Here is a 22,485-nt window from a genome sequence, read left to right on the forward strand (position 1 = left end):
TGATGCGCTGGGTGCTGCGGCTGTTCAGCCTGCTCGCGCTTGCCGGCTTCTCGGCTGCGGTCTGGTATGCCGGGCCGCTGATCCGGTATGCCGATACACGTCCGCTCGGACCGGTCTGGCTCCGGACAACGATCATCGGCGTGGCCGTCGCGCTGCTCGCAATCTTCTACGGCATCCGCTTCTGGCAAGCGCGCAAGGCGCAGAAGGCGATTGAGACGGGCATCGTTCGCAGCGGCGACCGCAACGACGATTCAGGGGTGCTCGAAGCGCGTATGAGCGAGGCCATCGCGACCCTGAAGCAGTCGAGCGGCAGGCGCAACTTCCTCTATGAGATCCCCTGGTACATCATCATCGGCCCGCCGGGCGCCGGCAAAACGACGGCGCTGGTCAATTCGGGGCTGAAATTTCCGCTTGCCGGCTCCGGCAATGCCCAGCCGCTGGCCGGGGTCGGCGGCACGCGGTCCTGTGACTGGTGGTTCACCGACGATGCCGTGCTGATCGATACGGCCGGCCGCTACACGATGCAGGATTCGGATGCCGAGCGCGACAAGGCGAGCTGGCTCGGCTTCCTTGGACTGCTCAAGAAGTACCGCACCCGGCAGCCGATCAACGGCGTGATCCTCGCCATCAGCGTCGCCGATCTGATCGGCTTCGACGACCAGCAGCTCGATGCGCATGTCATCGAGATACGAAGCCGGCTGCGGGAGCTGCACGAGACGCTGAAGATCCAGTTCCCGGTCTACCTGCTCTTCACCAAGGCGGACCTCGTTGCCGGCTTCATGGACTATTTCGGCGATTTCGATGAAGTCCGCCGGCGCAAGGTCTGGGGTGCGACGTTCCAGACCACCGACCGCAACAGGAACATGGTCAGCGAAACCTCGGCCGAGTTCGACGCGCTGGCCAGGCAGCTTGCGGACGAGATCGCCGACCGCCTGCAGGACGAGGCCGATCCGGTGGCGCGCATCGCGATCTTCGGCTTCCCGGCCCAGTTCGCCGCGCTGCGAACCCGCGTCGTGCGGTTCGTCACCAGCCTTTTCGATGCCTCGCGGGCCCAGGTGAATGTCAGCCTGCGCGGCCTCTATTTCTCGTCGGGCACGCAGGAAGGAACACCGATCGACCAAGTGCTGGGCGCGATCGGCCGCAATTTCGGCAGCGCTTCGCAGGCGCATTTTTCCGGTACCGGCAAGAGCTTTTTCCTGCATGATCTTCTGGCGAAGGTGATCTTCCCCGAGGCCGGCTGGGTCTCGTTCGACAAGACAGCGGAGCGGCGCGCCAGGCTCGCCAGGTTTGGCAGCCTCGCCGCAATCGCATTGGCAGCTTTTGCAGCGCTCGGCGTGCTGGGCCTCAGCTACTTTGCCAACAAGTCGCTGATCGGCTCCACGAGACAGGCGATGGCGCAGTATCGCGACAGCGCGGATTCGCTGCTCAGGAGCACGACCGTCACCGATGTCGATCTCGAGAACGTCATCGGCCCGCTCGATCAACTGCGCAACCTGCCGGCGGGATATGAGACCGCCGGCCAAACGAAGCCGATCGAGGAGAGTTTCGGGCTCAGCCAGCGGGAGAGGCTTCTGTCGGCGTCCAAATCCGCCTATCGGCAGGCGCTGGAGCGTAGCTTCCGCTCGCGTCTGCTGGTTCAGGCGGAGCGCACGATCCAGGCCAAGATGGCCGACCCGATCGCGCTCTACGAACCGTTGAAGATCTATCTGATGCTGGGCGGCAAGGCGCCCAAGGTCGACGACGAGTTGATCGTCTCCTGGATGAAGCAGGATTGGGAGGAAAACCGCTACCCCGGCGAGAACAACCGCGAAGGCCGCGCGCAGCTCGAAAAGCATCTGCGCGCCATGCTGGCGCTCGACGATGCCTACGACCCGGTGTTCGAGCTCAACCAGCCGCTGGTCGAGGCCGCGCAACGCTCGCTCGGACGCATGAGCCTTGCCGACCGCGCGTCGGCGCTGATCAGATCGGCGGTCTATGCGGCAAGGCTCCAGGATTTTTCCGTTGCCGCCAAAGCCGGTCCGGAGGCGCAGCTGCTGTTCGAACGCATGGACGGCGCAGAGCTCGCCGACCTTGGCGTTCCCGGCCTCTACACCAAGGCGGGGTTCAACGGTTTCTACCTGCCGCAGCTCTCGCGCATCGCGCAAATGCTGGTCGATGACCAGTGGGTTCTCGGCGGCGGCGGCGAGCAGGGCGGCATCGATCAGGACCTGCCCAGGCTCGGCCCCGAACTCATCGATCGCTACGGCAAGGAGTTCGCCTCCGCCTGGAACGGCGCGCTCGACCAATTGAAATTCAAGGCGATGCTGAAGGACAAGCCGCAATATATCACGCTCTCGGCCGCCGCCTCGCCGGGCTCGCCGCTGGACCGGCTGTTCACGGCCATTGCCGGTGAAACCGCCCTGACAAAAGACGGCGCCGCCTTCGCAGGCGACACCGGAACGGCGCAGCAGGACCCGGTCGTTATGGCCAAGGGTCTCGCCCGCATCGGTCTGCAGATCGCCGGCGGCAAGTCGCAGAGCCGCGCCGGGGCAAGCTCGTCCGCCACGCAGAATGCCGGCGCCACCGTCGAGGCGCAGTTCAGGCCGTTCCAAGCGCTGGTGAGCGGCTCCAGCGGTCGCCGCCCGCTCGATGCGCTGACGCAAAACTTCCACGACATCTACCAGAGCGTGAAGCTGGCAGCGGATGTCCCCGCGCAGACGGAGCGCGTCAACGCGAACCTGAAGCTGCAGATTTCGACGATGCGCGCCAATGCGTCGCGCCTGCCCAAGCAGCTCGCGCGCATGGTCGACGCGGCGGCGGACGAGTTCGAAGGCAATGTCGCCGAGACTTCGGTAGCCAACCTCAACCAGATGCTCGACGAGACGGTCACGCGCCCCTGCGAGGAAGCCGTCAACGGCCACTATCCCTTTGCCGGCGACGGCAGCGAGGAAATCTCTCTTGCCGATTTCGCCAAGCTGTTCGCACCGGGCGGCCTGATGGACCGGTTCTTTGCGCAGAACCTGACGCCGCTGATCGACATGACAGGCCAGGACTGGACCTGGAAGCAGGAGGCCCGCTCCAGCCGCGACCTCGCCAAATCGACCTTGAAGGCGTTCCAGGCGGCGGCGGAAATCCGCAGCGCCTTCTTCGCCTCCGGCGGTTCGGCGCCGTCGGTCTCGATCACCTTCACGCCCTCCTCTCTGAACAGCGAGGTCGACAGCGCGGTGCTCAACGTAGATGGGCAGACGGTGCAAAGCACGCAGGCCGGCAATGCGCCGAGCACGGTGACATGGCCGGGCGGCGGCGCTTCCGGATCCGCGAGCCTCAGCCTGACGCCGGAGATGCCCGGCCGCGAGTCCGCCCTCAAATTCGAAGGGCCATGGGCTCTGAAGCGCCTGCTGGACAAGGCGAGCGTCACCAGCAACGGCGCCGGCGCCGAGGCGCGCTTCGTGATCGGCGGACGCGATGTCGCCTACAAGATGGAGAGCGGCTCTGGCGCCAATCCCTTCCTGCTCCCGGCGCTGTCCGCGTTCAGCTGTCCGAAGGCATTCTGAGATGGCGCCGTCATGGTCGATCGGATCGTTCCCGAGCACCACCGTCTCTCGCCTTCATTTTGATACTCTAAAGTATGCGCTTGTGGCAAACTGGCCTGGGCACGCGGCCCATCGTTCGTCACAGAGGACGCTCGCGAAGCGCTTGGTGGCAAATTGAGCACTGTCGCCCTTTCCATTGAGAGTTTCGGCGTCAGCCACAAGGGCTGTGTGCGCGACCACAACGAAGACAACTATCTGGTCGAGCAACAAGCCGGCCTTTGGGTGGTGGCCGACGGAATGGGCGGCCATGAGGCCGGCGAGGTCGCTTCGGCCAGCATCGTCGACCACCTGGCGACGATCGGCATTGCGAGCTCGGCGCCGGACCTTCGCGCCCGTTTCGAGGACCGGCTGAGCCGCGCCAATGCCGAGATCCGCAACATATCGCGTTCGCGCGGCATCACCATCGGCTCCACCTTCGCCGCCCTGCTCGCCATGGAGGGGCGGTTCGCGGGCCTGTGGGCCGGCGACAGCCGCATCTATCTGGTACGCGGCGGCGCTATCTCGCAGATTTCCAGAGATCATACCGAAGTCCAGGAGCTGCTAGACCGGGGCATGATCAGCGCGGAGGAAGCGCTCACCTGGCCGCGCCGCAATGTGATCACCCACGCCGTCGGGGTCAGCGACGAACTCGAGATCGATTTTCAGCAAGGCGAGCTGATGCCGGGGGATATCTTCGTATTGAGCACCGACGGGCTCACCGCGCATGTCAGCGACGCCGAGATCGAAGCGGCGGTGAAGTCCGCGCCGCCGCAAGCCGCGTGCGAGAAGCTGCTGGGGACGGTGCTGGCGCGCGGCGGAACGGACAATGTCACCATCGTGCTGGTCAGGATCGGCGACGGACGCAACGGACCGCTCGATGCGGATCGGTCCAGGGGCTGAGACAGATGAGCGACGACGACAGGACGCGGATTTCGCCGAACCTCGCAAATACCGGCGTCGGCACGCAGCTCAGCGGCATTTACGAGCTTGACGAGCGCATCGCATCCGGCGGCATGGGCGAAGTCTATCGCGGCCACAATATCCAGACCGGCGACCATGTCGCGATCAAGATCGTGCTGCCCGAGTTCGCGCGCGACCAAACCATCCTGTCGCTGTTCCGCAAGGAAGCCTCGATCCTCAACCATTTGTCGCATGACGCGGTGGTGCGATACCACGTCTTCACCATCGATCCGGGCATCGGCCGCCCCTACCTGGCGATGGAGTTCGTCGACGGCCAGTCGCTGTTCGATGTCATGCGGCGCGGCCCGATGGCGCCACCGGACGTGCGTCGGCTTTGCCATCGTCTCGCCTCGGGCCTGAGCGCCGTCCATCAGGCCGGCGCGGTCCACCGCGACCTTTCGCCCGACAACATCATCCTGCCGGGCGGCCGGGTCGAGCGGGCCAAGATCATCGACTTCGGCATCGCGCGCTCGGCGAATGTCGGCGGCGAGACGCTGATCGGCGGGAAATTCGCCGGCAAATACAATTACGTCTCTCCCGAACAGCTCGGCCTCTATGGCGGCGAGGTCAGCGAGCAATCCGATATCTACAGCCTCGGCCTGGTGCTGGCCGCCGCGCTGCGCGGGAAGCCGCTCGACATGAGCGGCTCGCAATATGAGGTCATCGAGAAGCGCCGCACCGTGCCGGACTTGTCGGACATCGATCCCGATTTCCGCGAGCTCATCGAAGCGATGTTGCAGCCGGATCCTCAAGGCCGGCCCGCCAGCATGGCCGAGATCGCCAGGGCAACGCGCGACGACGACCTCGACGCGACCTTGCCGCCGCCCGGATCGTTTCCTCCGCGCGAACGATCCGGCTTGCCACGCGCCGGCTGGACGGCGTTGCCAAACTCCAGTCCCCCGGCTTCTGCTGCCTCCGACGAACCGCGTTTCGTTCCGCATGTGCGGCCTGCGCACCTGTCGCAACCGAGGCCGGCGCCGGCGGCGGCTCCGGCCAGTGCCTCAAGCCGACCTGCGGAGCGAAAGCCCTCGCGGATCCCGGCTATAGCGGGCGGCGTCGCGGTTCTGGCAGTCCTGGCGGCGGCCGGCGTCTATTTAAGCGGCGCGTTGGTCACTCCGCCTGCCGTTGAAAAGCCTGGGCCTCTTACGCCGAAGCCGGCAGCAAAACCCGTCGCGGAAGCGCCCAAGCCGGTAGTGGAGGCATCGACGCCTCAGCCAGAGGCACCGCAACCTCGGCCGCAAGCGCCGGCCGAACCGCAGCCGGAAGCACCGAAGGCGGACAGCTCAGCCGCCGTTGAGCCGGCAAAGCCTGCCGCTCCGGCTCTGCCGCAACCGCAAGACACGACACAACCCGTCCAGAAGCAGGCCGAGACTGAGCAGAAGCCGACACAGCCTGCCCTATCGGCTGCGCCGCAACCGCAGGACAAGACCGCCCAGAAACAGGCGCAAGTAGAGACCGGACAGAAATCCGAGCCGACACCGCCTGCCCTTTCAGAGAGCCTGGCCAAAAACAACCAGGCGAAAGCCTCGCAGCCGGCGGAGGCCGAACCGGCTCAGCCGTCGGTCGAGAACTTGCCGGCACCCCTGCCGAAAGCAGCGGAAAACCAAAAGCCGTCGAGCCCGACAGCGGAAGCTGCTGCGGCGCCGGAAGCAAAACCGCCGGCGACGAAACCGAGCGCATCCGACCTCGTCGACGCTCTGTCCAAATTGTCGAAGTCGAAGACGCCGGCGCCGCAAGTTACGGAAAACCAAAATCAGGCGCCGGCTTCGACTGCGCGCCAGCCGGCAGCGCCCGAAGCGGCTACTCAGCCGGCAAGGCCGAAAGTCTCGACCACACAACCGGCACCACTGCCGCAGCCACCGCCGGCCAACAAGCCATCTCAAAATACCGACGTCGCAATCAATCTGCCAAAGCCCCAGGTTCCGCCGCCGGCAAACAAAACCGACGCGTTGGCTCAGCGCGCCTCCTGGGTGCGCGACTTCAGCGGCGGCAATTGCTTCTACGCGACCCTGACATCGGCAACGGGCACATCCGCGGCCATCGAGGGATTCGGAACCGCCGTGCAGCCTTTCGAGCAACTGCTTGGTGCGTTCCAGTCCAGGTTCAACGTGGAGCCGGACATCAGCGTGCGCCTGATTACCCCATCACAATGCGGCGTACCCACCTTCCTGCACCTTCTCGACCGAAGCGAGGCTGAACGACCGCAGCTCATGCTCGACCGGACATCGGTGCCTGACGGATCACCGATCAGCGGCACGCTGGTGACGCGCGGGGGGCTCATCTCCAGCGTGTTGCTGATCAACCACAATGGCACCGCCTTCAACCTCGACAGCCGCATGGTCGCGCAGCCGGACAGGGCGACCTTCAAGATCGCCATCGATCTCGCCGCTGACGACAAGGCGGCCGGCAAGGCTTTGCCTCAGGTCATCCTGGTGATCACCGGGCCACGGGACGTCCAGGCCGCGATGTTTGCGGGCCCGACCCCCGCCTCGGAAGTGCTGCCCCGGATCCTTAAGGAGATCCAGGCGGACGATTCCGGATTTTCGGCCACCGCCAAGTATTTCCGGCTTGGCGGATAGCGCGGACGCCGATGGTTCTCTGCCGCCTGTTCTCTTCCACCCTGTCCCAGTCACGCAAGGAGCGCGGACCGATCCGGCCTGTTGCTGATCGCATCGGCCGTATGAAGCTTGCTGCGCTTGCCGGCACGGCGTTGCTCTCCGTGCTATCCGTCAACAAGGCACATGCCGAATTCACCGTCTGCAACCAGACGCTCGACGTCGTCAACCTCGCCGTCGGACAGAAGGTCGACGATGCCGACCAGACCGACGGTTGGTGGACGATCGGCGCCAACCAGTGCGTCAACGTCATCCGCGAGGAGCTGACCAACCGCTACATCTACATCTACGCCACGGACGTCTTCGGCCATGCGATCCTCACCGGATCGATCGAGATGTGCATCGACCGGCGCCGCTTCTCGATCCGCGGCATCGACGAATGCTGGCAGCGCGGCCATATCGCGGCGCGCTTTGTCGAGGTCGACACGCAGGAGCAGGTGCGCTGGACCTATTTCCTGAGCGGGAACGGCCCGTGACGCACAGCATCGACACGAGCTTCAAACTGAAGAAGCAGGCGCGCCTTGCCGAGCGGCGACGCAAGCTGTGGCGCTGGATTCTTTCCGGCGTTGCGGCACTCGTCCTCGTCTCGACAGCCACGGGTTTCTACCTCACACGCGATTACTGGTCCTTCGGCGACGAGGACGAGGAACTGCATCCGGTCGAGGGGATGGATGACGTGCCGCCCGACGCTTCGGTCTATGTGCCGGCCATCATCGACCTCGCCGGCGATCCGATGTGGATCACGCTCGCGCCCGATGCCGACACGGCCAAGGGCAAGACCGTCGCGCGCCCGGCCGAGCTCGACAGTTCCGGCGCCTCGCCGCAGATCGAAATCCTGTCCGATGTAATGTTGAGCGCCAGCGAAAAATTCATGACGACGATCCCCTCGACGCAGGAGGATTTCGCGTTCTTCCAGGCGCAGCGGCAGACCGCGCCGAAATTTCCTGCAACGGCGCCGCAGGATCGGCAAGCCGCCCCCCTCGCTCCGGGCGCAGCCGACGACCAGCAAGGCGATCTTGAGAACGACCTTCAGGCCGCCCCCGACGAGAGCGAAGCTCCTGCCAGTTCAGCGCCCAAGGCGGATGCCGATGATCCGGAAGCGGGCTGGGGCGAGACCGTCGACCAGGGCGAGGCCGCCCTTCCCGCTTTCAAGAAGACCCAGATCGAGAACAACACGACCGTTGCGACCGTCAGCAGCGAATACCAGCGCTTCGAGGCGACCGAGGACACATTCGTAAAAATCCTCAACGACCGCAGCCTGGACAGCGTCGTCGCCGACGCGCATTTCTCCGCCGACGACGCGAAGCTGGCGGGCGAAGCGCTGAAGACGCTGTTCAACCGTGACGGGCTGGGGGCGGGCTTTGTCGTGGCGATGCGAGGATTCAGGCCGAACCGCGAGACCACCACCATGTCGCTTATGCAGGTCTCGATCTACGCCAGGAATGTCTATGTCGGCACGCTGACGCGCAATGGAGCGGGCGCGTTCGTGTCGGGCGTCGACCCGTGGGTGCGGGAGGACCTTTTCAACTATTCAGGCGCATCCGACGAAGGCGGGCCCAAGCGCCAATATCGCCTGCTCGATGCGATATATTCGACGGCCGCGCGCAACAAGGTTCCGACCAGCGTGATCGGAGAGGCCATCATGTATCTGTCGCGAGGACAGGATCTCGACGCCTTCGCCAGCGAGGACCAGCGGCTGGTGCTGATCTACTCGCAGACGCCGCGCGGCCAGGGCGAAATCTCCGGACGAGTCCTCTATGTCGGCGTTCAGGGCACGGAGAAGACGCTCGACTGTTTCGTCTTCCAGCAGAGCGATGGCCAGTATGCGTGTGTGACGGGCAATGACGAGGTTCGCTCGCTCAACGTCACCAACGGCATGGTCACGCCGGTGAGCGGGGTGATGACCTCGACGTTCGGCCCGCGCAAACACCCGATCCTGGGCACCGTTCGCATTCATAAAGGCGTCGACTGGGCCGCTCCGGTCGGCACGCCGATCATGGCCGCCTTCGACGGCGAAATCACCTTCCAGGGCGATGGCGGCAGCTATGGCAATCTGGTGAAGATTACGCATGCCAACGGGCGCGAGACGCGCTACGCGCATATGCAGAAATTCGCCATCGCGAGCGGCGTCGGCACCAAGGTGAAGGCCGGCGACATCATCGGCTATATCGGCACCACCGGACTTTCGACCGGCCCGCACCTGCATTTCGAGCTCTACCAGAGCGGCCAGGCGATTGATCCGCTGGGTACGGTCACCACGGTCGCCACCTATGCTTCCGGCGGCGCCAGCGGCGGCTACGGCGATGCTGCCGTCGAGACGCTGACCGACCGCATCGTCCATGTCGAAAGCGGCGGCAAAGCGCGAGCCAAGAACCCACTCTCCTCGGCGACCGGTGCCGGTCAGTTCATCACCAAGACCTGGATCCGGATGATGAATACCTATCGGCCCGATCTCGCCCGCTCGCTGTCGACCGCCGACCTGCTCGCGCTCCGCTACGATGCCACACTGTCGCGCGAGATGGTGCGTAATCTGGCGCGCGAGGGCGAAGCCTATCTTCGCGCCCGCGGCCACCAGATCACCGCCGGGCGGCTCTATCTCTGCCATTTCCTGGGCATGGAGGGTGCTGCCCAGGTGCTGGCGGCGCCCGGCTCGGCGCAATTGAGCGCAGTGCTCGGCTCCTCCGTGATCCAGGCCAACCCTTTCCTTACCGGCAAGACCACCAGCTACGTCGTCGACTGGGCCGAGCGGAAAATGGGTCAGAAGGTGACCCGCTTGGCATCGTCCGATCAGAACCAGCAGACGACCACGACCCAGGTCCGACAGACATCGCCGGAGTTCGAGAAATACAAGCAGGCCGTCACGGCCCTGATAAGCTCGATCCAGACGACCCTTTGAGGCTCTGCCGCACTACCGCAGATCGCTGTTCGCAGCGTGAGTGATTTGCGCGGCTTATTCCGTCCTGATCCGCATCTCGACCCGGCGGTTCACCGGATCGTAGGGATTGGCGACGCGCGGGTGCGACTTGCCGAGACCAATAGCTTCGAGCCGGGTGGCCTGTACGCCGTTCGCGGTCAGGAATGCGGCAACCGATTTCGCCCTGCGCTGCGACAGCTCCTGATTGTAGCGATCCGAACCGGAAGCATCGGTGTGGCCTTCGACAACGAAGCTGAACGAACTCAACCGGTTGTCTTTCAGCGCCTTGGCGAACTCGTCGAGCTCGGTGCGCGCGGTCTGGTCGAGCTGGGCCGAATCCAGCGCGAAATTGATCATCATGTCGAGCCCGGTTTTGGTCGGGGCCGCTGTCTGGTCGTTCTTGCTCTTGCACTCTTCTTCAGTGCCGACGCAAATCCCGCGCGTCGCGCCGAGATTGCCCGCGCCGGTGAAGAACTTCACGATGTCTTCGGATTTCTGAAGCGGATCAGCGGAAACGTGCGTCGAAAAAAGCACGGCCGCCAATGCAAAGGCTGAACTGGCCCACCGCATGACCGTTACTCCCTGTTTGAGCGGATCTCGCTGCGGCGGACGATAGCAAATCTCGCGCCGGTTGTCTGTGAACAAACACACGCTGCGAGCGCTCGTCATTTGCTAAGCTAATGCTTGACCAGCGCCTCCGCCGGGGCTTCAGTATCTCTATTCCTAATAAGGGCGTGGCAGCCATGGCGAGGGGGCTCCGGTTCAGGACGGCGCGGGATCTCTTCAACGCTTGCCCGGCCATTGCCCGGGACATGAAAGCGGTCCCGACAGACCAGCCCTCGATCGAGTTTTGCCGGGCGCTGCTCGCCGGGCGCGTGCCGGAGGAAGCAATCACCTTCTGCGCCTATCTGCTGCCCGAGCGGGCCGCGATCTGGTGGGCGCATGAGTGCCTAAGCAACCTTGCCGAGCTCCTCGGCGACACGGACCTCGAATTGCTTGCGCTCGTCGGCGACTGGGTCGGCGAACCCGGCAATCCCGACCATCGCGAGGCGGTGGCCCAGGCCGTTGAGGTGCCGCCCGCGACGCCGGTTTCCTGGATCGCTTTGGCAGCAGGCTGGCGCGACGGCGACTCGGGCATCGATCAGGCGACAGCCGAATTTCCGACCGCCCATGCCGTCGGCGCGGGGATACTGGCAGGCCTTGCGCGGGTATCGCTCGCGGACCGGTTTGCCGTGCTTTCAGCCTTTGTCGAAATGGGCATCCAGATGGCGGAGATGGAGGCGCAGCAGCAACCAGCCGATGCTTACTAGCCAAGCCTGCTCAAACTAGCCAAGCCTGCTCGAATGTCGGCGATCACGTATAGCCGCCTTGCGCCCCTTGGGGTCAACCTCCCCAGCCGCCGCCACCACCACTATTGCCGCCGCTACCGCCTCCGCCCATCGCTGGAATAACTGGAGGCGGAGCTTCAGTTGTTACCTCCGCCGGTTCGATCGGCTTCTTCGCGGTGACCTTCTTCTGCTTGATCACCTTTGGCGTGGTCGTTGTCCGAACGACTTTTTGCTTCGTCGTCGGCTCCGGTTCGACCTGGGGCGTCACGGCGGTGCACCCCGCGACAGCCAGAACTCCAGTTAGGAATGCTGCGATGATTGCCAGTTTCGATGCCCTGCCCACCATTGCCTCCTTGTTGATCAGAACAAGTCCCGACGCGGATTGGCTTGCTCCCAGACCGCTCTGGCCGTCTTGACCAGTTGAACGTCCAACGAGCCTTCCGCCGAAATCTTTGATTTGAGTTCCCCACGCAGCTGTTTCAGGGCCGCCGTTTTCGCTTTAGCTCCGAACTTCGCCAGCGTGGCCTTGGCATCTGGAATTTCGTTGCGAACATCGAGCGCCGCCGCGAAAGCAAGGTAACGTACGGCGAGAGGCTGGTCCGCCTTGTCGCCCCGCTGCAGTTCCAGAGCCGCGCGATCATATGCGGCCGACTGATCACCGCGGTCGGTCGCTACCTCGAAAAGGCGTTGCGCCTCAGCAAGGTCCTGCTGCACACCGACACCGTCCCTGTACATACGCGCCAAGCTGCCGGGAGCGTAGGGTTGGCCGAGATCCATGGATTTCTGGAAGAGATCGAGCGCGCTCTTGGGATCCTTCTCAACCCCAGTGCCGGCGAGATAATTTCGGCCGAGCAGGTTCATCGAATACATGTCCTGCCGTTCGACGCCCGCTTTGAGGAAGGCCACGGCGCGAGCCGGATCGGCAGGTACGCCGTTACGACCTTCCGTAAAAATCGCGGCGAGGTCGTTCATGGCATAGGTGTGCCCCATCGCCGCCGCTTTGAGCAGCAGGTCCAGGCCCTTGGTGGCATCACGATCGACGCCATAGCCGTTGAACAAAGCGCGACCCCACGAGGTCATTCCATAGGGATCGCCCTTGTCGGACGCTGCGGCATAGAAGGTATTGGCCTGCTTGCGATTGACGGGCATTCCCGTTCCCGTGGCGTTGAGGTAGCCAAGCTCGAACACCGCCCGGACATGCCCCCTGTCGGCAGCTTCCTGGATGGCCTTCTTGGCCTCCTCGACCTTGCCGGCAACAAGCAGCGCACGCCCGAGCTGGTAACGGAAGCGGCCGACGTCGGGATAGGCTTTCACCGCTGCCCGGCAGACATCCACGGCGTTGCTGCTGATTTCGTTCGGCAGCAGGCCGGGGACGACGCCCTGCAGGTCGAGAGGCTCGCCGGCCTCCCTGTCACAGGCGTCGACGCTTGGCGACAGTTTCATCGTCGCCGGCTTCGACGGCGTGTTGTCGGCCCTTATTTCGAAGCCGACGCTCAGCGGCTTGACGGCGCCGATCTGGGGTTCGTAGCGCAAGTGGTCGACTTCATCGGCCATCAGGCTTGAATCCGGAGACAAGGTCCGGTCCGGCAGCGACAGCGTTCCCGTTGCCGGATAGCTTGCAAGCTTCACGCTGACGGTGGGATCCTTGGTCGGGAAAACGAGCTTCAGCGGCACAGGGCCGACACCGACCGGGACGCTTACGTCACGGTTCTCGATCGCCTCGGCGGCGCCGGTGATGTGAATGCCGCGCTCCAGCACCTGCTGCTCCTGCTCGGCCTCGAGCGAAGCCATGAGCTGCTGCCCTTCGGCGGCGTTCCCGTTCTTGACCCGAAACACCAGGATACCTTGGGATTGACCGCCCCAATTGTCATGCGTGGCATAGGCCAGCATGTCGACCTCTTCCTGCGCGCCGGATCCTTTCGGCACGTCCATCTTAAGGCGCGGCAGATCCTTGCCCGCAATCGGCTGGCCGATAGCGACAGGCTTGCCGTCCAGCGTCAGGCGTCCAAGCGCCGGCGGCCTTTCGATGCTGACGGTGACCGCGCCGCCGTCGACATCGACCGGCTCCGGCAGGTCAAGCGCCACCGGGCCGACGCCCGACGGCACGACCTTTTCCAGCACCGGCGGCAGTGCCGGTCGACTGGCGCGGCGCATCAGCACCACCTCGTCGATCAGCGACGAATTCTCCCAAGGAACCTGCTTGCCATCGGTGGCTTTGACCACGTCGCGGCGGACCGCCGCCATCACCGTGCGGATTTCCTGGTTGGGCGCCAGCGCCCGGCGCGAGAAGGCGGACGAGAACGGGCTGAGATCATCCGCTCCGTCATAGGCGACGGCTCCCGGCTCGGTGGCGAAGGCAATCAGCGTGTTCAGCGAGCTCTTCACCTGCGCAAGTCCGGTGCCGCCCGCGGCAATCAGCTGGTCGCGCAACCAATAGTCCTTGCGCGGGAACGGATTGTTGCGGCAGGCATCGAGGATGATCACCTGGATTTTCGATTTCGCCCGCAGCTGCTCCAGCACGTCGTCGAGCTTGATCGCCTGGACCTCGATGTCGGCCGCGGCCTTGAGCGAGGCATCGACCGGGATGAGGAAATTCTCGCCGCCGATCTGAAAACCGTGGCCCGAATAGTAGACGACGGCGAGATCGGCACCGTCCGCCGCGGCGAGATAGTTGCGGAACTGCTCCTCGAACCGAAGCTTGGTGAGATCCTTGGCGACGAACACGTCGAAGCCGGCCAGGCGGAATGTGTTCGACACATCCTCGGCATCCTTGTCCGGGTTCTTGAGAGCCGGGATGTCGCGGTATTCGGAATTGCCGATCACAAAGGCGACCCTGCGCTCCGCATGAGCTTCGAAGGCCGTGAAGCTCACGAGAACCAGGGCTGCAAGGAACGCGCAGCATCGCAGCATGGCAAATCCTTAACTGCTATGACCTGTCGGCCACAGGAACGCAGCTTGCGGCGCCGAGGTCTGTTAAAGAGTTCACAATCTGCCGGGACCAGAGCAGACCGCATGCATAACGACAGCGGGCATGCGTCTCATCCAACCAAGTACTAAATTACTCCAGAGACCTATTCACCGCAATGAGAAGACGCGTTGGATCGTCGGATTGCGTCGCGGCTATCCAACTTCAGGTTCAGGGCTGCCGGGCGTTTGCGCTGCCTATGCCATCCGCGCGGCGTGCCACTTCAAATGATCGTCCATGAAGGTCGAGATGAAATTGTAGGAATGATCGTAGCCCTCCTGCATGCGCAACTTCAGCGCGATGCCGGCCTTTTTGCACGCCTCTTCGAGCAGCCAGGGACGAAGACCATCCTGGAGGAAGCCGTCGGCGCTGCCCTGGTCGACGAGCAGTTCGCCGTAACGATGGCCGTCCTCGATGAGCAGCGTGGCGTCATGGGCGCGCCAGCTCTTTTCGTCTGATCCCAGATATTTTTCCAGCGCCGGCCGCGACCAGCCCGCCGTTGTCGGCTGCACGATCGGCGCGAAGGCCGAGCAGCTCCGGAAGCGCTCAGGGTTCTTTAGCGCGATGGTCAGCGCGCCGTGCCCGCCCATCGAATGGCCGAAGATCGACTGGCGCGAAATGTCGACCGGGAATTTGGCGGCGACGAGCGCCGGCAACTCCTCGGTGACGTAGGAGTACATGCGATAGTTCTTCGCGTAGGGCGCTTGCGTGGCATCGACATAGAAGCCGGCGCCGCAGCCGAACTGCCAATTGTCCTTCTCATCGGGAACGTCCGGACCGCGCGGGCTGGTGTCGGGGCAGACGACGACGAGTCCAAGCTCGGCCGCCAGGCGCCGGTATTCGCCCTTGTCCATGACATTGGCATGGGTGCAGGTGAGCCCCGAGAGATACCACAAAACCGGCAAAGGCCCGTCCTTCGCCTGGGGTGGCACGAAGACGGCAAAGGTCATGTCGCAAGCGCAGACTTCCGACGCGTGCGAATAGACGCCCTGGATGCCGCCGTGCGATTTGGACGTGGAAAGGACGTTCATCGGTTCTGCCTTCTCGCCGGGAATGTCCGGCCCGACATAGCTGCCGGACCCGGCGCCCGCAACCTTGCACCTCGCCAAAACGGCGCAGATGCGCGATCGAACGGCGGAAGGGCGGACATTTCGAGCCGCTCTTGTTATGCGTCGCCTCCCAGGCGAGCCTTCGCGTGTTCTAGGTCGGCAAGAGAACATCCGGGCCGGATCGCAAAAAGAAGTCTTTTTCTGTCCTTTGCTTCGCCGAAACCGAAGCGGGGCGCTCGCTGGCAAGCGGGCAGGGAAAATTCGACGGGTTGTGAACGGAAGCTATCCGCCGGTGCAATGCGGGTGGGGGTGCTCGATTGCACCGGCGGCTCGGCAATCAGCGGATTGATGAGCAGATCGCGGCGCGCTGCCGCTCGCCGCATCGTCAAGCGATAAGCTGGTCGATCCTGATCGGCAGATCGCGGATGCGCTTGCCCGTCGCGTGGTAGACCGCGCTGGCAACGGCGGCGGCGGTACCGACATTGCCGAGTTCGCCCAAGCCTTTGACGCCGGCCGGATTGACGGCGTGGTCTACCTCCGGGACCAGGATCACCTGCAGGTCCCTGATGTCGGCGTTGACCGGCACGAGGTAATCCTGCAGGTCGCGGTTGACGTAGCGGGCATAGCGCCTGTCGACCTCGGTCGCTTCATGCAGCGCCTGGCCGATGCCCCAGATCATGCCGCCCATCAGCTGGCTGCGCGCGGTGCGCGTGTTCATGATGCGGCCGGCCGCGAAAGCGCCGACGATGCGCGGCACACGGATTTCCCGAGTATAGCTGTTGATGCGAACTTCGACGAACTCCGCGCCGAAGGCGTATTTCACCGAGTCCTCGTCCTGATCGCCGCCATGGAATTCCGACTGACCGGCATAGAGTTTCTTCACTGCCTCAGGCGTCGAGCCTTTCGGGGCAAACTCGGCATATTCCTCGATCGCGCCAATTTGCATCGCCTTGAAGACGTCCTCGATCTTCGCGGACGCTCCGCCCCTGGCCGCAATCTCGCCGCCGTCAAGGTCCAGTTCCTCGTTATGTGAGCCGGCAAGCGGGCCGCCTTCGGCCGCGGCTCCGGCGGAGAGCTTCGCCCGGATGGCATCGCAAGCCTTCAGAACCGCCGAGCAGACGCTTGCGGTGGAAATCGAACCACCTGAGACCGGGGCCGGAGGCAGGCTGCTGTCGCCCATTTCGACGATCACCTTGTCGATCGGAACGCCAAGACGTTCCGAGGCCATCTGGGCGGCCACTGTCCGGACGCCGGTGCCGATCTCATGCGAGCCGCATTGCACCCGCACATCGCCATCCGACGTCAGGCGCACGCGCGCCGCGCATGGTGCCACCGCGGTGGGGTAGATGGCGGTGGCGCAGCCCATGCCGATCAGCCAGTCGCCGTCGCGCATCGCGCCGACCTTGGGGTCCCGCTTCGCCCAGCCGAAGGCATTGGCCGCCTGTTCATAGCATTGAATCAGCGAGCGGCTGGAGAAGGGCTTCTTGCCGATCGGTTCCGCCTTCGGCTCATTGATGCGGCGGAACTCGACCGGGTCCATGCCAAGCGCCACCGCCATCTCGTCCATCGCGTTTTCCAGCGCGTAGACGTAAGGTGTCTCGGGCGGCGAACGCATGTAGCCCGGCGTGTTGCGATCTGCCTGGACCAGCGACACATGCGTCAACACCGAGCCGTAGTCGTACATGCGGCCGGTCGCCGAGGTGCCGCCGACAACATAGGGATCAGGGCGCGATGTCACCTCCCATCCTTCGTGCGCGAAAGCGGTGATGCGGCCGTCCTTGCCGGCGCCGATCCGGATGCGGTGGCGGGTTTCGGCCCGGTAAGTCTGTGTGCCGAAAGCCTGCATGCGGCTCGTCACGCAGCGCACGGGACGCCCGAGACGTTTTGCGGCTACTGCGACGATGGCGGTGCGCGGCGTCATCGGTCCTTTTGAGCCGAAGGCGCCGCCGATGAAGGGACTGACGATGCGCACATTGGCCGGATCGATTTTCAATTCTCTCGCAAGTTCGGCCTTCCAGCCGGTGACGTTCTGGGACGGCTCGTGGACGATGAGCTGATCGCCCTGCCAAAATGCCGTCGTGGAGAACAGCTCGATCGGGTTGTGGTGCTGGGTGGGCGTTGAATACCGAGCGTCGATCCTGACCGCCGCGGCTGCATAGGCGGCGTCGAAATCGCCTGCTTTCACATCCTCCTTGAACAGCGGACTCTTGCCGGCGGCGGGAATGGTTTTGGTGCCGGGACTATCGAAACTCGCGGACGGCTTCTCTTGCTCGTAATCGGCGCGGATCAACTGGGCCGCCTCCTCCGCCGCCTCGAATGTCTCGGCAACGGCCAAGGCGATGATCTGGCCGTCGTGGAAAATCGTCCTGTCATGCAGCGGTCCGATCGAGGTCGCGCCGGCGTTGCCGAATTTCGGCTTCTCGACCTTGTCCATGTCGCCATAAGTGACGATGTCGAGAAGGCCGGGCACGGCACGGGCATCGTCCAGGTGAAGCTTCGTCACCCTGCCCTTGGCGATGCTGCTGGTGGCGAGCGCGCCATAGGCTAGGTTTGCCGTCGGCAGGTCTGCCGGATAGTGGGCTTGCCCGGTGACTTTCAGCCGCGCATCGACGCGAGGCAGCGGTTCGCCCATGTTCTCCTTGGGCTTCGGAGCGGCTGGGTCCATGGTCACACCTTCATGTCTCGCGTTTCGAGCAGCGCGCGCACCAGCGTCCGCTTGCCGAGCTCGACCTTGAACGCATTGTGCTGGCGCGGTTCGGCATCGGCAAAGGCAGCGTCCGCCGCCGCACCTGCCGATGCCTCGTCGAGCTTCTTGCCCTGCAGGGCCGCTTCGGCCTCGCCGGCGCGCCACGGCACCGTCGCCAGCCCGCCGAGCGCAATCCTTGCCTCGCGGACGCTGTCGCCGTCGAGGTCGAGCGCAACGGCCGCCGAGGCCAGCGCAAAAGCATAAGACTCGCGGTCGCGGATCTTCAGGTAATGCGAGCGCCGGGCCCACGGTAAGGCAGGCACCTCGATGGCGGTGATGATCTCGTCCGCCGCCAGATCCGTCTCGATATGCGGCGTGTCGCGGGGCAGCCGATGCAGCCTGGCAAAGGGAATTTCGCGCGCTCCGCGAGACCCCTCGGCTCGAATAACGGCATCGAGCGCAATCAAAGCCTGGGCAAAGTCGCCGTGATAGGTGGCAATGCAGGCATCGCTGGCGCCCAGCACCGCGTGCTGGCGGTTGAAGCCTTCCATCGCCGCGCAACCCGAACCCGGCACCCGCTTGTTGCAGGCCCAGGAGGGCTCGCGGAAATATTCGCAGCGCGTTCGCTGCAGCATGTTGCCGGCCAGGCTCGCCATGTTGCGGATCTGGCCGCTTGCCGCCAGCCGCAAACTATCGGCAATGACGGGATAGCGGCGTTTGACTTCGCCATGGTCGGCAGCCTCGCCCATCCGCACCAGGGCGCCGAAGCGCACGCCGTCGTCGGTAACTCGGATTTGCCTGAGCGCCGGCTCTTCAAGACGGTTGAGGTCCAGCAACCGGTTGGGCGCCGCCACCCCAAGTTTCATATAGTCGGCAAGATTGGTGCCGCCTGCGATGAACTGCGCGTTCGCCCGCGTCGGCTGGTCGTCCTCGGCCGTAAAGCGGGACGCGATGGCGACCGCGGCGGATACGTCCGTCGGCCGTTCATAGATGAAGGGGCGCATCGTCAGGTTCCTCTCGCCTGATCGCGCGCCTGGACGAGCGCGGCGACGATGTTCGGATAGGCCGCACAGCGGCAGATATTGCCGCTCATATATTCGCGGATGTCGTCCTCGGAGTTGGCGTGGCCTTCGTTGACGCAGCCGATGGCCGACATGATCTGACCCGGCGTGCAGTAGCCGCACTGGAACGCGTCGTGGTCGATGAAGGCCTGCTGCATCGGATGCAGCTTGCCGTCGCTCGAGGCAAGCCCTTCGACGGTCGTCACCTCCTTGCCGTCGTTCATCACGGCGAAGCTCAAGCAGGAGAGCACGCGCTTTCCGTCCACCAGAACGGTGCAGGCGCCGCACTGCCCATGATCGCAACCTTTTTTCGTGCCGGTAAGGCCGACATGGTCCCGCAGGGTGTCAAGCAGGCTGGTCCTGGCATCCAGTGAAAGCTCGTAAGGCTGCTTGTTGATGCGCAAGGACACCGCGACCGTTTCCCTCAAGCCGGAACGGGTCGCGGCCGGTTTTTCCGCTCTCGTTGGGGAGCTGAGCAAGGGCGCCGCCGCGGCGGCTGAGACAGTAGCTGTCATGAAGCTTCGCCGGCTGAGGCCGGTCGTGCTTGGCGCGGAAATTCGGGACATGGCTCGCTCCCAGGCCGGCTGTCATCGGGGCTGGCTATGGGGCGCTAACCTCTCAACGGGGGCATTGTTCCGAATTTTGCAGGCGAAGGCCCGGAAGCTCACGAGACTGTGACAGCATCGACGGAAGTCGGAGGCAGAGCACGCCGGGACAGCAGAGGAACGTTCCGCGCAAGTGAGGTTGACTGCCACTCGGCGGTGCGCACCGGCGCTGCGCAAGCTCGCACCAACCGATCGAAAGTCACACCGGTAGATACCAATTCTCCAGTTCGAACCGTAGCTCAGCAATAAGGCTAACAGGCCCTGCCCAACGACAGGAGGGGTGGTTTCGAGCAGGGCATGGGAGCGGGCTTTGGTTCAATGCCGCGGTCCGTGCGCGACCAGATGGAAGCTGTATCGGTCGCGCAGGAACTCGTTGAAGAACCGGCCCTTGGACCGAGCAGCCTTGAATGCCGCGTAGGTCTCGGCCTCAACCTGCTCATAGTCATAGCGGTCGCCGCTCGGGACGAACCATACCGAAAGGATCTTCGTCGCCGGGTCGTAATAGATGTTCCGGATGGCGGTGGAAGGCATAGCAAGCGCCCCGTTGGCCAATGCGTAATTCCCGTAGCTGTCAATGGGTTCCGTCGCACCGGCTGCCGACGGATCAGGGCCTTGCGAGACCCGCCGAATTGCCTATCTGAGGTTTATGCCGTCAACGAAATCGAGCGCCACGGCGCAAGTCCGCCAAGGAGATCTTTTCGGTATCCCGAACAGCCTGCCGGAAGGATTCCGCTACCGGCCGGAGCTGATCACGCGTAACGAAGAAAGCGCGTTGGTCCGCTGCATCGAAGGCCTGCCGTTCAAGCCCTTCGACTTCCATGGCCATCTTGCCAACAGGCAGGTTATCGGCTTCGGGCTGCGTTACGACTACGACCGCCGCGAGGTCGTGGAAGCACCGGCCATACCCGACTTCCTGCTGCCGCTTCGCGACAAGGTCGCCGTCTTCGCCGGTCGGCCCGCGTCGGAATTCTCGCAGGTGCTGATCAACGAATACCGGCCTGGCGCGGGCATCGGCTGGCATCGCGACAAGCCCCATTTCGAGCTCGTCGCAGGCGTCTCCCTGCTGGCATCCTGCAGTTTCCGGCTGCGCCGCAGGAACGGCGCGACATGGGACCGGCAGGTGATCGAGGTCGAGCCGAGATCCGCCTATCTCATGGCCGGTCCGGCGCGCAACGAATGGGAGCACAGCATTCCGCCGCTCGCAGAACACCGCTACTCGGTCACATTTCGGACCTTGCGACCCAAGCTGTAAGTCCGACGTTCTGCCAGGCCCGATACTCCAAGTCGCCTAATCAGGGGTCGAGCCATGGCGTGGTGTCCTCCACAGCCGTGCCGGCCTTTGCCGGATCGGACGGACGGCGCGCGACGAAGCCGCCGAAACCAGCTTGCGCCTGCAGCTTTTCGCCCGCGATCAGCGGCTCACCACGCAGCAGCACGGTGATCGGCTTGCCCGTCACCGCCTTGCCTTCGTAAGGCGAAAAGTCGACGCGCGAGTGCAGCATTTCGTGGCCGATGGTCCACTTGCGTGCCGGGTCCCAGAGCGCGAGATCAGCGTCCAGGCCGGGGGCGATGCGACCCTTGCGGTGGTCGAGACCGTAGATCGCGGCGGCATTGCGCGAGGTCAGATCCAGATATCGCTGCAGCGAAAGGCGCCCCGTCAGCAGCCCTTCGGAAAACAGCAGCGGCAGCCTGGTTTCCAGGCCCGGAATACCGCTCAATGTCGTGGTGAAACCTGGCTCCGGCGCCTTGCCGATCTTGTCGGCGAAATAATAGGGCGAATGATCGGACGACCAGAGGTCGATGCCGCCGTCCGCCAGCAGCCGCCAGAGATGCTCGCGGCTATGCGGCGTGCGCGGCGGCGGCGAAAAGACGAAGCGGGCAGCGTCCCTGCCTGGGCGGTCGAGGTCCGCGGCACCGAGGAAGAGGTATTGCGGGCAGGTTTCGGCCGCGACGTCGACGCCGCGCTGACGCGCCCGCGCGACCTCCTCGGCGGACTGTTGCGACGACACGTGGACGATGGTCATGCGGGCGCCGGTCATCTCCGCCAGCGCCAGAGCCCTATGGGTCGCCTCGCGCTCCATGATCTCGCTGTGCGCCACGGCGTGATAGCGCATCTCGGTGCGGCCAAGCTCGATCAGCCGCTGCCGCGTGCGCCGAATGGCGGCATCGTTCTCGGCATGAACCATGACAATCCAGCCGAGCTTCCTCGCCGTATCGAGCACGGTGAAGAACAGGTCGTCGTCGACCGCGAAGCCCTGGTAGGTCATGAAAAGCTTGACCGAAGCGATGCCATGCCCGGCCAATTGGCTAAGTTGTAACTCGACGTTGGCGCCGGTCCCCGTCGTCACCACCGCATGGAGGCCGTAGTCGACGATGGAACGGCCGGCCGCGCAACCCATCGCCCGTTCGAGCGCATCCACAGTGGTCATATTCGGACCCGGCATACCGAAGGGCACAATGCAGGTCGTACCGCCGAATGCGGCCGAGATGGAGCCCGATTCAAAATCGTCGGCGTTACCGGCCCCGCCCCAAACAGGCTGGTCGAGATGGCAGTGGGCATCGATGCCGCCCGGCATCACCCACAGGCCCGCGGCGTCAATGGTTTGCCCACCTTGCAGGCCTGAATCTATCGCGGCAATGCGGCCGTCATCGATGCCGACGTCGCAATCTCGCCAACCGTCATCGAAAGCGACCCTACCGCCTTTTACGACCAGCTGATGCGAGCGCCGCGCCATTCGTGCCGCTCACGCC

The 22,485-nt window shown here is 64.3% G+C and carries 16 protein-coding genes; 7 read left to right on the forward strand and 9 right to left on the reverse strand.

Annotated features, from left to right (window positions below; genetic code table 11):
- Positions 1-2 precede the first annotated feature (2 nt).
- From tssM to CK215_RS07530, 5 genes are all read left to right on the forward strand, one after another.
- Positions 3-3,533 (forward strand): type VI secretion system membrane subunit TssM, encoded by a 3,531-nt coding sequence (gene tssM, locus CK215_RS07510; RefSeq protein WP_170950244.1) that lies wholly within the window; start codon positions 3-5, stop codon positions 3,531-3,533.
- A gap of 153 nt (positions 3,534-3,686) precedes the next feature.
- Entirely contained in the window at positions 3,687-4,451 is a 765-nt protein-coding gene (locus tag CK215_RS07515; protein WP_095781841.1) for a protein phosphatase 2C domain-containing protein, read from the forward strand.
- A gap of 5 nt (positions 4,452-4,456) precedes the next feature.
- Positions 4,457-7,090, forward strand: a complete 2,634-nt coding sequence (locus tag CK215_RS07520) for a serine/threonine-protein kinase (RefSeq protein ID WP_095830531.1) — start codon at positions 4,457-4,459, stop codon at positions 7,088-7,090.
- 101 nt (positions 7,091-7,191) lie between these two features.
- Entirely contained in the window at positions 7,192-7,602 is a 411-nt protein-coding gene (locus CK215_RS07525) for a DUF1036 domain-containing protein (protein ID WP_066989410.1), read from the forward strand.
- Entirely contained in the window at positions 7,599-10,022 is a 2,424-nt protein-coding gene (locus tag CK215_RS07530; RefSeq protein ID WP_095830532.1) for a M23 family metallopeptidase, read from the forward strand. Before CK215_RS07525 ends, CK215_RS07530 begins: the two co-directional genes overlap by 4 nt.
- A 54-nt stretch (positions 10,023-10,076) precedes the next feature.
- Here CK215_RS07530 and CK215_RS07535 read toward each other — a convergent pair whose 3' ends face one another.
- Positions 10,077-10,610, reverse strand: coding sequence for an OmpA family protein (locus tag CK215_RS07535; RefSeq protein WP_170950256.1), 534 nt, complete (start codon positions 10,608-10,610; stop codon positions 10,077-10,079).
- Positions 10,611-10,783: 173 nt separating this feature from the next.
- Between CK215_RS07535 and CK215_RS07540 the strand changes: the two genes are divergently transcribed.
- Positions 10,784-11,350 (forward strand): hypothetical protein, encoded by a 567-nt coding sequence (locus tag CK215_RS07540; protein ID WP_170950245.1) that lies wholly within the window; start codon positions 10,784-10,786, stop codon positions 11,348-11,350.
- Between the two features lie 73 nt (positions 11,351-11,423).
- On the opposite strand, the gene CK215_RS07545 is transcribed toward CK215_RS07540, so the two are convergent.
- The 7 genes from CK215_RS07545 to CK215_RS07575 all read right to left on the reverse strand — a co-directional run bounded on the left by CK215_RS07545 (position 11,424) and on the right by CK215_RS07575 (position 20,265).
- Positions 11,424-11,714 carry a hypothetical protein gene (locus tag CK215_RS07545; RefSeq protein ID WP_095830534.1) on the reverse strand — a complete coding sequence of 97 codons (291 nt, stop codon included), beginning with the start codon at positions 11,712-11,714 and terminating at the stop codon, positions 11,424-11,426.
- Between the two features lie 14 nt (positions 11,715-11,728).
- Positions 11,729-14,278, reverse strand: a complete 2,550-nt coding sequence (locus CK215_RS07550) for a caspase family protein (protein ID WP_095830535.1) — start codon at positions 14,276-14,278, stop codon at positions 11,729-11,731.
- Positions 14,279-14,530: 252 nt separating this feature from the next.
- Positions 14,531-15,364 carry an S-formylglutathione hydrolase gene (gene fghA / locus CK215_RS07555; protein ID WP_095830620.1) on the reverse strand — a complete coding sequence of 278 codons (834 nt, stop codon included), beginning with the start codon at positions 15,362-15,364 and terminating at the stop codon, positions 14,531-14,533.
- Between the two features lie 403 nt (positions 15,365-15,767).
- Positions 15,768-18,047 carry a xanthine dehydrogenase family protein molybdopterin-binding subunit gene (locus CK215_RS07560; RefSeq protein WP_095830536.1) on the reverse strand — a complete coding sequence of 760 codons (2,280 nt, stop codon included), beginning with the start codon at positions 18,045-18,047 and terminating at the stop codon, positions 15,768-15,770.
- 2 nt (positions 18,048-18,049) lie between these two features.
- A complete protein-coding gene (locus CK215_RS07565) occupies positions 18,050-19,072 on the reverse strand; it encodes a xanthine dehydrogenase family protein subunit M (protein WP_095830537.1) in 1,023 nt (340 codons plus the stop codon).
- A gap of 2 nt (positions 19,073-19,074) precedes the next feature.
- Positions 19,075-19,644, reverse strand: a complete 570-nt coding sequence (locus CK215_RS07570; RefSeq protein ID WP_245418633.1) for a (2Fe-2S)-binding protein — start codon at positions 19,642-19,644, stop codon at positions 19,075-19,077.
- 405 nt (positions 19,645-20,049) lie between these two features.
- On the reverse strand, positions 20,050-20,265 hold the full coding sequence (locus tag CK215_RS07575) for a KTSC domain-containing protein (RefSeq protein WP_066989414.1): 216 nt from the start codon (positions 20,263-20,265) through the stop codon (positions 20,050-20,052).
- A gap of 115 nt (positions 20,266-20,380) precedes the next feature.
- On the opposite strand from CK215_RS07575, the gene CK215_RS07580 reads away from it, so the two are divergent.
- On the forward strand, positions 20,381-20,986 hold the full coding sequence (locus tag CK215_RS07580; protein WP_095776324.1) for an alpha-ketoglutarate-dependent dioxygenase AlkB: 606 nt from the start codon (positions 20,381-20,383) through the stop codon (positions 20,984-20,986).
- A 40-nt stretch (positions 20,987-21,026) separates the two neighbouring features.
- On the opposite strand, the gene hydA is transcribed toward CK215_RS07580, so the two are convergent.
- Positions 21,027-22,469 carry a dihydropyrimidinase gene (hydA, locus tag CK215_RS07585; protein WP_095830539.1) on the reverse strand — a complete coding sequence of 481 codons (1,443 nt, stop codon included), beginning with the start codon at positions 22,467-22,469 and terminating at the stop codon, positions 21,027-21,029.
- Between the last annotated feature and the right edge of the window lie 16 nt (positions 22,470-22,485).

It is taken from the genome of Mesorhizobium sp. WSM3864 (assembly GCF_002294955.1).
In the GTDB taxonomy this organism is placed as follows: domain Bacteria; phylum Pseudomonadota; class Alphaproteobacteria; order Rhizobiales; family Rhizobiaceae; genus Mesorhizobium.

Coding starts and splice junctions, on each gene's coding strand:
- CK215_RS07545 (WP_095830534.1), bottom strand. CDS start 11,714: ATGGTGGGCAGGGCATCGAAACTGGCAATCATCGCAGCATTCCTAACT.
- fghA (WP_095830620.1), bottom strand. CDS start 15,364: ATGAACGTCCTTTCCACGTCCAAATCGCACGGCGGCATCCAGGGCGTC.
- CK215_RS07580 (WP_095776324.1), top strand. CDS start 20,381: ATGCCGTCAACGAAATCGAGCGCCACGGCGCAAGTCCGCCAAGGAGAT.
- tssM (WP_170950244.1), top strand. CDS start 3: ATGCGCTGGGTGCTGCGGCTGTTCAGCCTGCTCGCGCTTGCCGGCTTC.
- CK215_RS07560 (WP_095830536.1), bottom strand. CDS start 18,047: ATGGACCCAGCCGCTCCGAAGCCCAAGGAGAACATGGGCGAACCGCTG.
- CK215_RS07570 (WP_245418633.1), bottom strand. CDS start 19,644: ATGACAGCTACTGTCTCAGCCGCCGCGGCGGCGCCCTTGCTCAGCTCC.
- CK215_RS07565 (WP_095830537.1), bottom strand. CDS start 19,072: ATGCGCCCCTTCATCTATGAACGGCCGACGGACGTATCCGCCGCGGTC.
- CK215_RS07575 (WP_066989414.1), bottom strand. CDS start 20,265: ATGCCTTCCACCGCCATCCGGAACATCTATTACGACCCGGCGACGAAG.
- hydA (WP_095830539.1), bottom strand. CDS start 22,469: ATGGCGCGGCGCTCGCATCAGCTGGTCGTAAAAGGCGGTAGGGTCGCT.
- CK215_RS07525 (WP_066989410.1), top strand. CDS start 7,192: ATGAAGCTTGCTGCGCTTGCCGGCACGGCGTTGCTCTCCGTGCTATCC.
- CK215_RS07540 (WP_170950245.1), top strand. CDS start 10,784: ATGGCGAGGGGGCTCCGGTTCAGGACGGCGCGGGATCTCTTCAACGCT.
- CK215_RS07550 (WP_095830535.1), bottom strand. CDS start 14,278: ATGCTGCGATGCTGCGCGTTCCTTGCAGCCCTGGTTCTCGTGAGCTTC.
- CK215_RS07535 (WP_170950256.1), bottom strand. CDS start 10,610: ATGCGGTGGGCCAGTTCAGCCTTTGCATTGGCGGCCGTGCTTTTTTCG.
- CK215_RS07520 (WP_095830531.1), top strand. CDS start 4,457: ATGAGCGACGACGACAGGACGCGGATTTCGCCGAACCTCGCAAATACC.